Below are 15,174 nucleotides of genomic sequence, written 5' to 3'. Positions count from 1 at the left end.
GCAGTCGTTGCGACGCGTTCAGCTTCGTGTCCTTCGCTCCTGCTCGCTGTTCTCGAGCGGTGACCGGGGCGTCTTGCATACCCAGTCGCACTTCCCTCAGCGAGCCGGTACGAGCACCAGGTGGTCGCGCGCGACACGTGCAATGGCGTCCTCGCTCCAGACGAAGGGTATCGTCTCGCCGCGGAGCCAGTAGGCGAGCAGATCGTCGTAGTGGAACGAGAACGGATGGCCTGATTGTCCGCCAGGCAGAGAGACGCGTGCGCGATCCCAGGAACCGACTTCGACGACGAACCGGAGTGAGGCGATGAATTGGACCGGACCGAGGGGATCGTGAGCGGAAACTCCTCCCGGATTCACGGTGTTCTCGTCACCGCCGATCGGGAAAGGGCCACGATCGAAGAGCCAGCGGAGTCCTCCGACTGCTCCCAGCGGGTGCCGGAGATGGAGGGGGCGCACTTTCCCCCAAGCCCAGTCGGCGACCTCGTCACCAGCGACACGCTCCAATTCCTCGATCACCTGCTCGAGGACCTCAGTGATCATCGCTGGCCATGATCCGCACCGGGGTGGGGGTGAACTGTCGTGCAAGGCTCGAACCAGATGGGCGATGCGTCGAACACCCCAGCTTGTTCCATCGACGAGATCATGGAATCCAGCGCCGATGACCCAGCGCCAGCTCCGCGGGGCATATGCTCTGGCCAACTCCTGTGCCAGACGATGGACGAAGATTTCGAACACGGTCGCGGCAGGATCGGCGGCATCGACGGTCCCGTTCCACTCCCGCAGGAGCTGAAGCGCTCGCTGGAGGCGTGAGGTCGTCGGCTCGACGGCGAGCACGATATCCCGCAGCTCGCGCCAGGAAAGCGAAGCTGTATCGAGTTGGAGGACCAGCATGTCTTCGATCCTCCAGTCGGTGCGGCTACCGAGCACCTCAGTGACCCGTGCGATCCGGTAGGAATCGAGATAGTCAACGCCGAGCCACGGCGCGTTGTCAGGAAGCGTCGGTCGGTTGTTGGCGGTAGCCAAGAATCCCTCCGGCGGATCGACGCGGCAGGGCATCCGATCGGGGGACACGTAGCCGATCCATGGGTCGGGATTCTCCCAGCCCAAGAGAGGGAACAGTCCAGTTGAGCAACGACGCTGCGGAACGGTGCCTGCGAGAAGCCAGCCGATCTGGTTCGAACAGTCAGCGTAGACGACATTCAGGGGGAGGTGTGGCCAGTCAGCGAAAAAAGCGCGACAGTCATCGAACGAGCGAGCTCGGTGCATGGAGAGCAGACCGCGAACCGGCAGCGGATCGAGCCAGACGGCACGCAGGGATACCGCCCAGGGCACTCCGCGCAGGACAGGGCTGACGATCGGGCCGCGGCGGGTCTCCAGCACGAGGTCGTTAACCGTGCCATGCCCGCGAACCGCGATCGACTCTTGGTGAACGCGGCAGGGAACGAAGTCGTCTTTCTCGCGGACGGAGCGTCCGTCGGGCCCGACCATTTCGATGGCGAGATCGGTGTTGTCGCTCAATCCGGCTGTCACGCCCCATGCGGCGTAGCCATTATGACCAGCGAGGAAAGCAGGCGTCCCGATGAGCGTCGCGCCAGCAATCGACCATTCCGGGGTGGAAAGGTGCGCCAAGTACCAAAACGAGGGCAGGAGGGGTGACCAGTGCGGATCGTTGGCGAGCAGTGGACGCCCGCTCTGCGTGCGCGATCCAGCGACCACCCAATTGTTGGAAGCAGCCGTGCTGCCGAAGCTTCGTAATCGATTGAGTTCAGCCGAAACGTGCTCGACCCACTCGCTGCGAAGTTCTGTAGGAAATGCTGGTAGGTCAATGACGTCGGCACCTGCGGGATCGAGTGCTCGGAGGGATTCTGCGCCATCCTCGAGAAGCACGCGCAGGCGGACGAGTTCGGACGTCCAGTTCGAGGCGAGAACGAAGGAGAGGAACTTGACGAGCGCAAGGACATCGGCTGCGTCCCAGGGGCGCGGGTCCGCTCGGAGGAAGAGGAATTCGATCGGGCGCACCCGTAGACCATATTCGAGCCCGGCACGCATGCCAGCGAGGAAGGCCTCGACCTGATCGCGAACGTCACCGGCAATAGTGGGAAGCTGGCGCAGTGACGCACGGCGAAAGCCGACGCGACGAGCGAGACGATCGAAGGGCAGGCCAGCGGGTCCCACCAAAGCGGCCAATTCTCCACGCACGAGGCGTCGGAGAAACTCGAGTTGGAACGTCCTGTCTTGGACTTGACAGAATCCGAGTGCGAACCACGCATCGTGACTCGTGGCGGCTCGCACGTGCGGGATACCCCAGCGATCTCGTACGATGCTGACTCGACGTTCGAGTCCCGGAAGCTCCAATTGCCCACGCGTGATGGGCGAAAGAAGACTCAGGATCGGTCGGAGAAGGAGTCTGGCGAGGATGTGACCAGAAGCGACACCGCTCACAGCCGTCATCATGCTCGCTCCTCTCGCACTGGATCGAATGGAGTAGTGGAAGCCCCTCGCTGGTGCATCTGCTCGCCGAGTGCGACAAGGCTGAGTCCGGCGACGAGACTCGTGACGCCGATACGTTGCTGGCTCGTGAGGTCCTCCCCAATCACGAAAACAGCGAGCAACGTCGCAGTGAGCGGTTCGGCGAGCGACAGTGTGGCGAGGGTGGCAGCACTGGTACCGGCTACCCCGCGGGCGAAGAGGCGATAGGACAGTGCGGTGGCGACGATACCCAAATACAATGCGGCGAGCAATCCACCCGGAGCAGACAGCCAGCCCACTGGCCGCCAGAACAGGAGCGGAATGAGGAGAGCGGCTGCGGCGACGAACGAGCAGGCGATGACCTGCTGCGCAGCCAGACCAGCGCGGACGGCCCGCCGTGTGGCGAAAACGAAGAACGCATAGGACGCTCCAGCGGCAAGACTCGCCAGCGTTCCTGTCGGCGTGGGTGGTAGCGTCCCTCCCGGATGAAGCAGCAGACCGAGCCCGAGCAGAGCGAGGACGGTGGCGAAGAGCCAGCGCAGCGATGGAGGTCGCCGCTCGGTGAGCATTTCCAGCGCTGCGGCGAGGAGTGGAGCACTGCCGATGGCGATCAGCGTTCCGATCGCGACTCCGTTGGCCCGCACGCCGAGGAAAAAGGTCGGCTGATAGGCAGCGACTGCCAAACTGGCGACCGCTACGGAACGCCAGGCGGAGAGCAACTGGGCGCGCGAGAACTGGCTCGTCGCGAGGAGGAGCGGGCCGCTGAGCGCGAGGCGCAGCGCACCCAGTACGAGCGGGTCGGTTTCCGGCGGAGCGAGCGCCAGTGTGGTCCCGGTCGTGCCCCACAGGACAGCGGCAGCCAAGACCCAAAGAGGAGCCCTGACGAAGGCCCCTCCGATGAAGGCACGGCGCTGTGAAACCGCTTTGTCGTCAAAGCCCGATCTAGTTGCCACCGGACGCATCGACGCCGGTCGGTTGGGGCTGTTCGAGATAGACGCCGACGCGGAGCATTTCCTTGAGCTGGAGCCAAGCGGCGCGGGCTTCTTCGACACTGCCCTCTTCTTCGATCGTCGAGATATCGCCCGGATCGCGGTCCAAGATCACTGCCTTGAGGACCCGCCGCATGATCTTACCGCTCCGCGTCTTCGGAAGTGCACGGACAAAATTGAGTTCGCCGATCACCGCGACTGGTCCGAGTTCGCGACGGACCGTTTCGATGAGTTCGCGCTCGAGTTCAGGAGTCGGCTGATACCCCTGCTTGAGGGTGATGAAGGCGCTGATCACCTCGCCGCGCAACGGATCGGGGCGACCCGTCACCCCGGCCTCAGCGACGGCCGGGTGACGCAAGAAGGCACTCTCCACCTCGATAGTGCCGATACGGTGATCGGCGATCTTGATGATCTCGTCGGCTCGCCCGGCGAACCAGAGATACCCGTCCTCATCGACCGATGCGGCGTCGCCCGTGAAGTAGAGGCCTGGGATGCGCTGCCAGTAGTCACGGGCATAGCGTTCCGGCTCGCCCCACAGACCGGGCGTCAGACCAGGGAAGGGCCGGCGGATGACGACGACGCCTCGCTCCCCCGGTTGGCAAGGCGTCCCATCTTCGGGGCGAACCACCGCGACATCCATACCGGGAAGTGGCAGGCTGGCCGATCCTGGTTTGATGGGAAGCAGAGCGATGCCGTAGGGGTTCCCGACCACTGGTCCACCCGTTTCTGTCTGCCACCAGTGGTCGATCACCGGAATACGATTTTGGAACACATCTTTCTGGAGCCATTCCCAGGCCGGAGGATTGAGCACTTCTCCAGCGCAGACGATGCGTTCGACCGAGCTGAGGTCGTAGCGACGGGCTGGCTCGGTTCCGTACTTCATGAGCAGCCGAACCGCTGTCGGCGAGGTGAAGATGCCGGTCACTCCGTTCTCTTCGATGATCCGATAGGGGGTTTCCGGAGAGGGATGATCGAGAGCTCCCTCGAAGGCGATCGTCGTCGCGCCGAGCAAGAGCGGCGCGTAGACGATGTAGCTGTGACCGACGATCCAGCCGATATCGGAGGTCGCCCACCAAACGTCACCGGCGCGCAGACCATGGCACCAGCGCCCGGTGCTGGTGATACCGACTTGATATGGTCCATGGGTGTGGATGGCCAGTTTGGGCTTCGCGGTCGTCCCAGAAGTCGCCAGTATGAACGCTGGCTCATTGGACTCCATCACCTCGTAACGATCGTCTTGCCCGTTCCCGAGCGCCACAAAATCGTCCCACCAGAGATCGCGCCCAGGCGTCATCGGTGGCTCGTTGGGCCCCCGTCGGAGGACAACGACGTGCTCGACACTTGGGATCCCGCTCGCCAACGCCTGATCCACGATCTCCTTGAGCCGCACTTCGCGCCCGCGCCGCCAGGTGACGTCAGCGGTGAACACAGCCCGAGCACCGGCCATAGAGAGACGATCAGCTAACGCTCCAGCTCCGAAACCAGCGAAGACGACGATATGGATAGCCCCGATCCGGGTGGCGGCCAGCATGAGCGCGATCGCTTCCGGACAAGTGGGCATGTAAATACCGATCCGGTCGCCGCGACGAATACCGAGGCCACGGAGTGATGCAGCCAAGCGGCGGACGAATCGCCACAACTGGGCATAGGTGAAGGTGCGCCGTTCGCCCCACTCGGTCTCGGCGATGAGGGCTGCCCGTCCGCCCTGACCAGCCGACACGTGTCGATCCAAGGCGGCATAGCTCAAATTGGTGAGACCACCGACGAACCACCGGAAGGTCGGTGGTTCCCAGACGAACGGATCGTCCCACGTGCGGAACCAGAAGGCTTGCTCGGCAGCGCGCGCCCAGAAGCTGACGGGGTCTTCCAAACCCTCTTTGCGCCACCGCGCCACGATCGGATTCACGACCTCCATACCGGCACCTCCTCGAGCGGGGGCTTTCCGATCACCTACTGGTAAGGCCAGTATAATGCGTCCCAAGGAAACCTGTCGAGACCGTGAGGTGCCAGGGTGGACGACGTCGTTCTGGGAAGTGTCGTGGAATTCTTGCGCCGCGTCCCGCCCTTCCAGTTCCTAAGCGAGGAGCGGCTTCGCCAATTGTCCAAGCGGGTTGAAGTCCATTATTTTCCCCGCGGTACGACGATCATCCGCCGTGGAGGAACTCCTCCGGAGTATCTCTGGGTCGTCGTGCGCGGCGGCGTGAAGAAAGCGCTCCGCTCTGCGACCGGTGAGGAAATAGTCTTCGAGGTCGCCTCCGAAGGGGACCTCGTTGGGGTTCTCTCGTCCGTCGACGGGACACACGGCCAGCTCGATGACGTGGCTGTTGAGGACACCGTTTGTTATGCGATTCCCCGTTCCACGATCGAGGAGCTGATCGCGACCGAGCCAGCAGTCGCTCGGTTCTTCGTTGGTGCGCTGCGGGAGTGGGTGCAGGCGAGCCTGCGAGCGTTACAGCACCAAGAGCCAGGTGGGGACGGTGCGTTCATGCTCTCGGCTCCCTGCCGCACGGTAGCTCGCCAGCCGCTTTTGACCTGCCTACCGGACATCACGGTTCGCGAGGCAGCGCAGCGGATGAGTGTCGAACGGGTGAACTCCATCGTCGTCGTGGACGAACAGGGTAGCGGACTCGGGATCCTCACCGATTGGGATCTCCGGGAGCGCGTGATCGCAGCGGGGCGATCGCTGGACACCCCGGTCCATGAGGTGATGAGTTCGCCCCTGGTGACGATCGATGCCGATCGTCTGCTGCTGGAAGCGGTGCGACTCCTGATCGCTCGTCGGATCAACCATCTCGTCGTGACCGAAGAAGGCAAACCGTTCGGGATGCTGACCGCTTTCGATCTCCTCGTCCAACAAGGTACGAGTCCGTTGTTCTTGGCGCGGGCGATCGAACGGGAAACGCATACGGAACGCTTGGCGTTGGTCCTGGAGCAAGCCCAACGCCAGCTGATCCCGTTTCTCTTGTCGCGCGGTATCCGTGCCTCGGAGATCGCCCAGCTGGTGAGCGAGATCAACGATCGGGTCGTTGCACGCGTGCTCGGACTGCTCGAGCAGGAGCTCGGGCCACCGCCCGTCCCGTACTGTTGGCTGGTTTACGGTAGCGAGGGACGTCGCGAGCAGACAATCCGCACCGATCAGGATAACGGCATCCTCTACGCGGATCCACCTACAGGGGAAGAAGAGCTGGTGCGCCGGTATTTCGAGCGTCTCGGCCAGTGGGCAGTAGAGCGACTGGTCGCGCTCGGCTTCCCACCCTGTCCGGGCCGCTTTTCCGCTGACAATCCCGAGTGGGTTCAACCATTGAGTGCTTGGATGCGCAAGTTTCAGCGTTGGATGGCTATACCGGAGCCGCAGTCGGTGCTGAACTCGCTCATCGTCTTCGATTTTCGGGGCGTACACGGTGAAATGGGGCTCGCGGTGCGCTTGCGCGATTTCGTGCGTCAGGAACTCGCCCATAGCCCACGTTTCCTCTTTCACGTCGGCGCTGTCTCCACGTCTCACCCGCCTCCAGTAGGCTTTCTGGGACGCTTCGTCGTCGAGCGGAGCGGCGAGCACAAGAACCAGCTCGACCTCAAACTGGGTGGTACGGGAGCGATCGTCAACCTGGTCCGCCTCTTCGCCCTCGAGTATGGCGTGGAGGAGACGAATACGCTCGCGCGCTTGATCGCTCTCCGTGAGCTCCGCGCGATCGAGCCGCAACTCGCTGAGGATCTGGCGCAGGCCTTCGAGTTTCTGCTTGGCCTCCGCCTGCGCGTGCAACTCGAGCAGCTCCAGCGCGGCGAGAAGCCATCCAACTATGTCGATCCACGCCAGCTCTCCTCGCTCGATCGGACGCTGCTCAAGGAGGCGTTCCGCGTCGTCGGGCGAGCGCAAGCAGTGGTGCGCGAGCGCTTCCATCTCGAACAGGCTGGCGAATGAGCGGGCAGGGGAACTGGTTCACGCGCCTGGCGGGCGCCTTGGTGGAGCGGGTTGGTCGGGATCGCCGCGGCGCGACGCTTTCCAATCTCGCGTACACCGTTCTCGATGCCGAAATGACCGGACTCGATCCTGAGCGGGACGAGTTGCTGGCGCTGGGTGCTGTGCGCATGGTCGGGACGCGACTTCTTCTCGGCGCATCGTTCTACCAGCTGATTCGACCGCAACGGCAGGGCTGGGGACAGAGCGTGACCGTGCACGGAATCCGGCCGGTCGATGTGGTAGGGGCTCCGCCACTGGAGCAGGTCTTGCCTGAGTTTGTGCGCTTTTGCGCGAGCAGTATTCTCGTGGGACACGGCGTCGAGATCGATCGGAAGTTCTTGCAGCGAGCGGCGGCGCGCTGTGGGCTTTCCTGGCCGAGGACGTATTGGGTGGACACCGGTCGCGTGGCACGCTGGCTCACCTCCCATCATGGAGCGCTGCCGGAGGCAGCGGCAGACCGGGGGCGGTTCAGTTTGGAGGACTTGCTGGCAGCATACGAGATCGAGCCACCAGCTCGCCATCATGCCTTGGCCGATGCGTTCGTGACGGCCTTGGTTTGGCAGCGGCAGTTGACGGAACTAGCGACTGAAGGCGTGCGGACCTTGCGCGATCTTCGCTTGGCGGGGTTGATTACCTCGGCATAGCCACCACGAAGAGGATGAGACGTACGGCGAGCAAGGCGAGGACCCAGAGGACCGATTGCGCGATCGTCGACAACCGCGGGAAGAGTTGCGACGAAAATCGAAGCAAAGGATCCGTAGCCAGATGGAAGAGTCGACCGATGACGGTCGATTTCCCGCGAGTGAGCTGATCCAGGAGAATGCGACCGATCAGCAGCCACATGAGGATGGCCAGCAGCCAGTTCGCAACCTCGAAGACCTGGCGGGTCAATCTCTCACCTCACTGTCCGTGACGATCCGGGACGGAAAGCCGGGGCCCAAGCGCGCGCCTGGGCCCCGGCGCGACCGGTGATTTCCTCAATCCTGGCCAGCGGGAGCGACACCCGGCGCAGCACCAGGTGCGGTACCGGGTGCCGGAAGCCGCATCTCGCCGACCGGGATGCGCAACTGGTCGACCATATCCTGGATGTACTTCGGTGACGGGGCGGTGGCCAGACTTACGACGATCGTGAGCAAGAAGTTGGCTGCCATGCCGAATATACCAGCTGACAAGTGCGAGAGCCCAAGCACGTTGAAGCGTGGATCGACATAGTTCCAGAACATGTAGATAAAGCAGGTGATCAGTCCACCGATCATCCCGGCGATGGCGCCGTTGGCATTGGCGCGCTTCCAGAAGATGCCGAGCAGGATCACCGGGAAGAAGGTCGATGCTGCCAACGAGAAGGCCCACGCGACCAGCTGCACGATGAGTGCGAACTGCGGAATGGCGAGCAGGGCAGCGATGACGGCCGAGATCAAGATCATCAGTCGGCTGAGGAGGAAGCGGCGGCCATACGGTGCATTGGGATTGATGATCTTCGCGTAGATATCATGGGCGACGGCAGTCGAGATGACGAGAAGCAGACCGTCAGCCGTGGAGAGCGCAGCGGCCAGACCACCAGCGGCTACCAGGGCGGCGATCGTGAAGGGTAGCCCGGCGATCTCTGGTGTCGCCAAGACCACGATATCGCCGTTTATGGAGAGTTCGCTGAACTGGAGAATACCGTCGTTATTGGCGTCAGTGATCTTCAGAAGCCCGGTCCGAATCCAGTTCGCCGTCCACTCTGGCAGTGCGTTGATCGGTTGTCCGACGACGTTCTGCAGGACCTCCCACCGCGAGAAGGCCGCATAGGCCGGGGCGGTCACGTAGAGCAACCAGATGAAGAACAGCGACCAGCCGACATTGATGCGTGCCTCCTTCGGACTGGGTACCGTGTAGTACCGGATCAGAATGTGCGGCAAGCCCACCGTACCAGCCATCAAGCAAAGCGTCAGAGCGAGGAACTGCCAGGGAGTACCGACCCAGTCCTTCACGGTGATCGGTTCGGGTGGCGTGATGCCGATCTGCTTGAAGGCGGAGATCGCGGCGGAGTTAGAGAGCGCTTGCTTGAACGGTTGGACATAAGCGGGCAGGTTCATCGCCTGCTCGAGCTGGCCGATCTCGCTCAACGCCTTGCCATACATGAGCTGTGGGAAGGGAACGCCAGTCAGCTTCGCAGACAAGAAGGTCACGGGAATCAAGTACGCGACGATCAGAATGATGTACTGGGCCACCTGGGTCCAAGTGATCGACTTCATGCCACCGAGGAACGAACAGACGAGGACTCCGGCCAAGCCGACGAACACGCCGACCCGGTAGTCCAGTCCGAAGAAGCGGCTCATGATGATGCCCACGCCGGTCACCTGTGCCGTGACGTATGCGAGCGAGACGATGATGGCGCAGATGGCGGCGACGAAGCGGGCCAAGCGAGCTCGCTCACCGTAGCGGGTGGCGACGAAGTCGGGAATCGTGTACTGGCCGAACTTGCGGATATACGGGGCGAAGAGCAAGGCGAGGAGGACGTATCCACCCGTCCAGCCCATGATGTAGGCGAGCGCGTCGTACCCGAGCAGCCACAATGTACCAGCCATCGAGATGAAGGACGCGGCGCTCATCCAGTCAGCACCAGTCGCCATGCCATTGAAGATAGCTGGCACACGCCGACCGGCGACGTAATACTCCTCGAGGCGTCTTGTGAAATTCAGGATGCCGATAAAGGCGTAGAGAAGTAATGTCAGGAAAATGAACGCGTATCCGATGAAGCGGTGCGGGAGACCAGCCCGCTCGAAGAGGTACAAGACCACGGTGAACGCGATCAGGAACACGAAGAACGCACCGTAGTACTTGGCTAGTCGTCGGCGGAACTCGCTGAGCTGCGCACGTGTGAGAGGCGTGTATCCTGCTTCCTGGCTCATGGCTCCCCTACTCCTCTTCGAAGCCGTACTTCTTGTCGATCACTCGGTTCATGGTCAGCGCGTAAACGAAAATCAGAATGACGTAGACCGTGATCGAAAACTGACTGGACAGCCAGTAGCCGAGTGGGAAGCCGGTGAGGATTTTGATCTTGTTCAGCGAGGCCGCGAAGGGAGGATGAAGGTACGTCACTGCAAACCAGATGACGAGGAGCGTGATGATGAGGCGCAGCTGCTCGCGCCAGTAGGCTTCGAGTCGGCTCGTCTCTACCTGCCGGCTGCCTTCCATCATGAACCTCCTGCCCTCACCACGTTACCATGCGCGGGTCGTCACCCCGAGACTGACGTGCGTCCTCCGTCTCCTCGAAGGCTGGGCCGCTGCATCGTCCGCTCAGCGGTTCACCTCCTCTCCGGATGACCCGAGATGCTCTGCCGCACACTGCCGGCTCGTTCGCCAGTCGCTCGTCGAGCAGATAGAGATCCGATAAACGGCTCAGTCTATCTGCTCTATACCGGAACGATAGCGCATTGTCAAGAGGAGTCGCTTTATCGTGATCGCAAGCTCAGGTTATACGTAACGAGGAGGTTCCTCGAGAGTCGAATGACCGGGACTGACCGAAAGTCTGGAGCATGCGTCTCGTCTTGGGAGAACGTCATCGAGATGGCAAGGAGGAGCGCGATGCGGACGGTGGCGCAGGGAAACGATGCGTTTCCGGATGGGCGAATCCTCCCGCATGGCGGAACGGCCAATCTCGCCGATAGGCGAGTGCGTGATGCAGTGTGTCGATCGCGCTTGCTTGCTGGCGAAAGCGACCCGCAGGACGCTCACGACAGCCGACGCGAGTCCAGGCATCGAGCGGCATGGTGATCGCCGTGCCGAGTAGGCAGTGGGCGATCAGCGTCCGTACACTATCGTCAGGGGTGGCTGTGTCGACACCGATCCGCAAGCAGTATCTGGAGATCAAGCGACAGGTTCCCGATGCTCTGCTCTTGTTCCGGTTGGGCGATTTTTACGAACTCTTCGACGACGATGCGGAAGTCGCCAGCCGGATTCTCGATATCGCCTTGACGTCGCGGGATCTCGGCAAGGGACAGCGGGTGCCGATGGCTGGCATCCCGGCCCATGCTGCCGAGCCGTACATCGCCAAGTTGGTCGCTGCCGGTTACCGGGTCGCGCTCTGCGACCAGATCGGTACACCGGACGGTCGTAACCTGGTCGAGCGTCGCATCACCCGGATCCTCACCAGGGGAACCATCACCGAGCCGGCCATGCTCGACGCGCGGCGCAATACGTACATCGCCGCTGTCCTGCTCGAGTCGTCACGGGCCGGCCTGGCGTATGCGGATCTTTCCACGGGAGAGTTCGCCGCGACCGAGTGGGTTGCGGAACAGCTCGAGGAACTCCGTGCAGCGGTGGAACGGGAACTCTTGCGGATCGCACCGGCTGAACTCGTGCTCCCGGCAGGTCGTCGCGGGGTGATCGGCGTCGAGGGAGCTGCCGTCACCGAGCTGGAGGAGCGCGCCTGGCGCGAGCACGAGGCACGTCGCGTCCTGCACGAGCACTTCGGTGTTGAAACGCTCGCGAGCTTCGGGCTCGCGGACCGCCCGGCGGCGCTGCGGGCAGCGGGCGCGCTCCTCGGGTATCTTCTGGACACGCAGGTGGGGCAGCTACCCCAGCTCGACGATCTCGTCGTGTACCAGACCGATTCGTTCATGACGCTCGACGCGGTGACGCGACGCAACCTCGAGCTGCTCGAGTCGGCACGCGGGGAGCGCGCTCATTCACTGGTGTCGGTTCTCGATCGGACGGAAACACCGATGGGTGCGCGCTTGCTCCGGCGCTGGCTCAGCCAGCCGCTCCTCGATGTGGGCGCGATTCGGCAGCGGCAGGAGCGCGTGGCGGCGCTCGTCGAGGAGACGCTCGTCCGTGCCCGGCTGGGTATCCTCCTGGCCGGCGTCGCCGACCTGGAACGGTTGGCCAATCGTGTCTTGACCGGGCATGTGACACCTCGTGAATTACGCCAACTCGGTCACTCGCTCGCTCGCTTGCCCGAAATCGCCGAGATAGCGGGCCGACGACCAGAACTTGCACCCCTCTCCGCTCTGCCGGACCTCCTGCCGGCGGCTCGTCTCATCGAGTCAGCGATCGTCGAGGATCCGCCCCCGAGTCTCGGCCAGGGGCATGTGATCCGTGCCGGGTTTGCGCCGGAGCTGGACGAGCTGCGGGAACGGGCACGTTCGGCGCGCGAGTGGATCGCCTCGTTGGAGCAGCGCGAGCGGGAGCGCACCGGTATCCGATCCCTGAAGGTGGGCTACAACAAAGTTTTTGGCTACTACATCGAGGTGAGCCATGCCAATCGGCATCTCGTGCCGCCCGATTACCAGCGTAAGCAGACATTGGTCGGGGCTGAGCGCTACGTAACGCCGGAACTCCGCGAGTTCGAGAGCATGGTCTTGCAGGCGGAGGAACGAATCGCGGCACTCGAGGAGGAGGTCTACCGGCGCGTCGTCAAAGAATTGGCGAGCTGCGCTGCACAGATCCGGCGAGCAGCTCAGCTCGTGGCTGAATTGGATGTCTACCGTGCGCTCGCTGAGGTGGCAGTGGACCGGCGGTACGTCCGCCCGGTTGTCGACGAGAGTACGGTTTTGGAAATCAGGGGTGGGCGCCATCCCGTCGTGGAGACGACGCTGGAAGCGGGCCGATTCGTCTCCAACGACGCCCGGCTCGATACCGAGAGCGATCAGATCGTGATTCTCACCGGTCCCAACATGGCAGGAAAATCGACCTTTCTCCGTCAAGTCGCACTGATCGTGCTCTTGGCGCAGGTCGGTTCTTTCGTGCCAGCCGAGTTCGCTCGGATCGGGCTGGTGGATCGCATTTTCACCCGCATCGGTGCCCAGGACGACATCGCGGCCGGTCAGAGTACCTTCATGGTGGAAATGGTCGAGACGGCATCGATTCTGCGCCAAGCGACGCTCCGCTCGCTCGTTGTTTTGGACGAGGTCGGTCGGGGAACGAGCACGTACGACGGTTTGGCGATCGCTCGTGCAGTGGTGGAGTACTTGCACAACCATCCACGACTCGGCTGCCGAACGCTCTTCGCGACCCACTACCACGAGTTGACGGAACTGGAGCGTGTCTTACCACGAGTCCGTAACTACCGCATGGACGTGTTGGAAGAAGGTGATCGCGTCGTCTTTCTCCACCGAGTCGTGCGGGGTGGAGCGGACAAGAGCTATGGGATCCATGTGGCCCAGCTCGCTGGCCTGCCGCACGCGGTGGTTCGTCGGGCACGGGAGATCCTGCAGGAGCTCGAATCAGCACGCAGCGGTGAGCACACGCGGCGGCGCCAGAGCATGGCCAAGGAGGTACCGCTGACGATCCAGCTCACGCTCTTCAGCCCGCCTCATCCTGTCTTGGAACGACTGCGCTCGCTGGAACTCGACGGGATGACGCCGCTCGAGGCGCTGACGACACTCTACGAGTTACAGCGGTTAGCGCAGGAAGCCGAGTGATCGCTGTGCACGGCTGTCGTGGCGGATGGCGGGGCGAGTGACGGGCGGAGGAAGCGCAGCGGCAGCAGGGCGGCGAGGGCGAGCACGGAAGACAGTGCGAACATCGCGCGTGGTCCGAGGGTGCCGTAGACCGGCGTATACAGTGCCGGAGCGAGACCCTGGATCAAGAACCGCGCTCCGAGGAAGTAGGCCGATGTCGTGCCGCGATGGGTCGGTGCTGCCTCGACTGCAAGGATGCTGAAGGCCGTCCAGGTCAGCATCGCAGCGAGACCGAGCCCCAGGTATGCGAGAGCGAACGACGGCGGATTCGGTGCGACTGCCATCAGCACGATCGTCGTCGCGACACTTGTGAGCCCGATGGCGGCACTCCGTTGCGTCCCGAGGCGCTCCAGGAGCAAACCAGTCACCGGGGCGAACAAGAGCGCCCCGACACCATAGAGCGCGACGATCAGCCCGATCAGCGCGTAGTCCAACTGCCACAGATCGCGCAATGCTTGCCCGAGCAAGTACGCGGTTCCCATGATCGCGGCGTTGGCGAGAAAGGCCAGTGCGACCACGCGGGCGGTCGCTCGGTCGAGTGCCTGGACGAGGTCGCGCAGGGCAGCCTGCATTGAGGCGTAGCGTGGACGATGTGGTACGGCATGGCCGAAGCGAGCGAACCAAACGAGAAGCCAGAGTCCGACGACCCAGCTGAGAAACGTGGCGCTGACGAAGAAGAGACGCCATGACCAGGCCACGAGGAGACCTGCCACGAGTGGCCCGAGCAGATGGCCAGCTTGATTGGCAGCAGAAAAGATGGTGACCGTGCGGGGGAGGCGTTGGGTCGGCAAGGTGTCACCCAACGTTGCCAGCAGGATCGGTGTGGTGAAGGCATTGGCGATGCCGAGCAAGATACAACCCAGCAAAAAGACTGGCAGGTTGGGAGCCAGGGCGCAGACGAGTGCGGCGAAACCGAAGCCGCCGAAACCGGCCAGGATGGTCGAGCGCCGCGAGGTGAGGTCGGAAATCGTGCCGGAGAAGAATTGGCACAGGCCGAACGTCGCGAGGTACGCAGGGACGATGGTGGAGAGAGCCGCGCGATCGACGCCGAAGACGCTTTGCAAGAGTGGGAAGAAAACCGGGAAACTCGCACCGGTGTAGGGTCCGATGAACGATCCCAGATGAAACGGTGCAAGTCGCCACTGGTCGAGCACGCTGTCGGTATCTGTTGTCCGATCGGTCCCCATCCGACTCTCCCGAAGGTCACAGTGTAGCGCGCGAACGATCGCTGCGTTGGCACTGTTCTCGAGTCCGGAACGAGCTGCCCTCACTCGACCACCTCATCCGAGACTGCTCAGCTCTTTGTGCTGCG

10 protein-coding genes are annotated in these 15,174 nt (G+C 63.0%); 3 read left to right on the top strand and 7 right to left on the bottom strand.

Translation table 11 applies throughout. The features are described from left to right. Positions 1 to 96: 96 nt before the first annotated feature. Genes TRD_RS05195 through TRD_RS05185 form a run of 3 tightly spaced genes read right to left on the bottom strand, consistent with a single transcriptional unit; the run spans position 97 to position 5,373 of the window. Positions 97 to 2,454, bottom strand: a complete 2,358-nt coding sequence (locus tag TRD_RS05195) for a penicillin acylase family protein (RefSeq protein WP_015922072.1) — start codon at positions 2,452 to 2,454, stop codon at positions 97 to 99. Beyond that, on the bottom strand, positions 2,451 to 3,422 hold the full coding sequence (locus tag TRD_RS05190; protein WP_169302284.1) for a DMT family transporter: 972 nt from the start codon (positions 3,420 to 3,422) through the stop codon (positions 2,451 to 2,453). Before TRD_RS05190 ends, TRD_RS05195 begins: the two co-directional genes overlap by 4 nt. Then, on the bottom strand, positions 3,412 to 5,373 hold the full coding sequence (locus TRD_RS05185; RefSeq protein WP_015922070.1) for an acetate--CoA ligase: 1,962 nt from the start codon (positions 5,371 to 5,373) through the stop codon (positions 3,412 to 3,414). Before TRD_RS05185 ends, TRD_RS05190 begins: the two co-directional genes overlap by 11 nt. A 96-nt stretch (positions 5,374 to 5,469) precedes the next feature. On the opposite strand from TRD_RS05185, the gene TRD_RS05180 reads away from it, so the two are divergent. Then, complete coding sequence (locus TRD_RS05180; RefSeq protein ID WP_015922069.1) at positions 5,470 to 7,377, top strand: putative nucleotidyltransferase substrate binding domain-containing protein; 1,908 nt, start codon at positions 5,470 to 5,472, stop codon at positions 7,375 to 7,377. Then, a complete protein-coding gene (locus TRD_RS13570) occupies positions 7,374 to 8,060 on the top strand; it encodes a 3'-5' exonuclease (protein WP_015922068.1) in 687 nt (228 codons plus the stop codon). Before TRD_RS05180 ends, TRD_RS13570 begins: the two co-directional genes overlap by 4 nt. On the opposite strand, the gene TRD_RS05170 is transcribed toward TRD_RS13570, so the two are convergent. The 3 genes from TRD_RS05170 to TRD_RS05160 all read right to left on the bottom strand — a co-directional run bounded on the left by TRD_RS05170 (position 8,047) and on the right by TRD_RS05160 (position 10,599). Then, entirely contained in the window at positions 8,047 to 8,307 is a 261-nt protein-coding gene (locus TRD_RS05170; RefSeq protein ID WP_015922067.1) for a YggT family protein, read from the bottom strand. The two genes, TRD_RS13570 and TRD_RS05170, sit on opposite strands and share 14 nt — an antisense overlap. Positions 8,308 to 8,393: 86 nt before the next feature. Further along, positions 8,394 to 10,310 carry a sodium:solute symporter family protein gene (locus TRD_RS05165; RefSeq protein WP_015922066.1) on the bottom strand — a complete coding sequence of 639 codons (1,917 nt, stop codon included), beginning with the start codon at positions 10,308 to 10,310 and terminating at the stop codon, positions 8,394 to 8,396. Between the two features lie 7 nt (positions 10,311 to 10,317). Continuing rightward, complete coding sequence (locus TRD_RS05160; protein ID WP_015922065.1) at positions 10,318 to 10,599, bottom strand: DUF4212 domain-containing protein; 282 nt, start codon at positions 10,597 to 10,599, stop codon at positions 10,318 to 10,320. 569 nt (positions 10,600 to 11,168) lie between these two features. On the opposite strand from TRD_RS05160, the gene mutS reads away from it, so the two are divergent. Next, the gene (gene mutS / locus TRD_RS05155) at positions 11,169 to 13,823 is read left to right on the top strand and encodes a DNA mismatch repair protein MutS (protein WP_015922063.1); all 2,655 of its coding nucleotides are present in this window, start codon (positions 11,169 to 11,171) and stop codon (positions 13,821 to 13,823) included. Here mutS and TRD_RS05150 read toward each other — a convergent pair. Continuing rightward, complete coding sequence (locus tag TRD_RS05150; RefSeq protein WP_015922062.1) at positions 13,787 to 15,049, bottom strand: MFS transporter; 1,263 nt, start codon at positions 15,047 to 15,049, stop codon at positions 13,787 to 13,789. The genes mutS and TRD_RS05150 overlap by 37 nt on opposite strands. Positions 15,050 to 15,174: the final 125 nt, after the last annotated feature.

Origin of the sequence: Thermomicrobium roseum DSM 5159 (assembly GCF_000021685.1) — a bacterium.
In the GTDB taxonomy this organism is placed as follows: Bacteria; Chloroflexota; Chloroflexia; order Thermomicrobiales; family Thermomicrobiaceae; genus Thermomicrobium; species Thermomicrobium roseum.
This window is presented reverse-complemented; position numbering and strand designations above follow the sequence as displayed.

What these genes read in the sequence shown, in the direction of transcription:
- TRD_RS05195 (WP_015922072.1), bottom strand. Translation starts at nt 2,454, where the DNA reads ATGATGACGGCTGTGAGCGGTGTCGCTTCTGGTCACATCCTCGCCAGA.
- TRD_RS05185 (WP_015922070.1), bottom strand. Translation starts at nt 5,373, where the DNA reads ATGGAGGTCGTGAATCCGATCGTGGCGCGGTGGCGCAAAGAGGGTTTG.
- TRD_RS13570 (WP_015922068.1), top strand. Translation starts at nt 7,374, where the DNA reads ATGAGCGGGCAGGGGAACTGGTTCACGCGCCTGGCGGGCGCCTTGGTG.
- TRD_RS05165 (WP_015922066.1), bottom strand. Translation starts at nt 10,310, where the DNA reads ATGAGCCAGGAAGCAGGATACACGCCTCTCACACGTGCGCAGCTCAGC.
- TRD_RS05160 (WP_015922065.1), bottom strand. Translation starts at nt 10,599, where the DNA reads ATGATGGAAGGCAGCCGGCAGGTAGAGACGAGCCGACTCGAAGCCTAC.
- mutS (WP_015922063.1), top strand. Translation starts at nt 11,169, where the DNA reads ATGGTGATCGCCGTGCCGAGTAGGCAGTGGGCGATCAGCGTCCGTACA.
- TRD_RS05150 (WP_015922062.1), bottom strand. Translation starts at nt 15,049, where the DNA reads ATGGGGACCGATCGGACAACAGATACCGACAGCGTGCTCGACCAGTGG.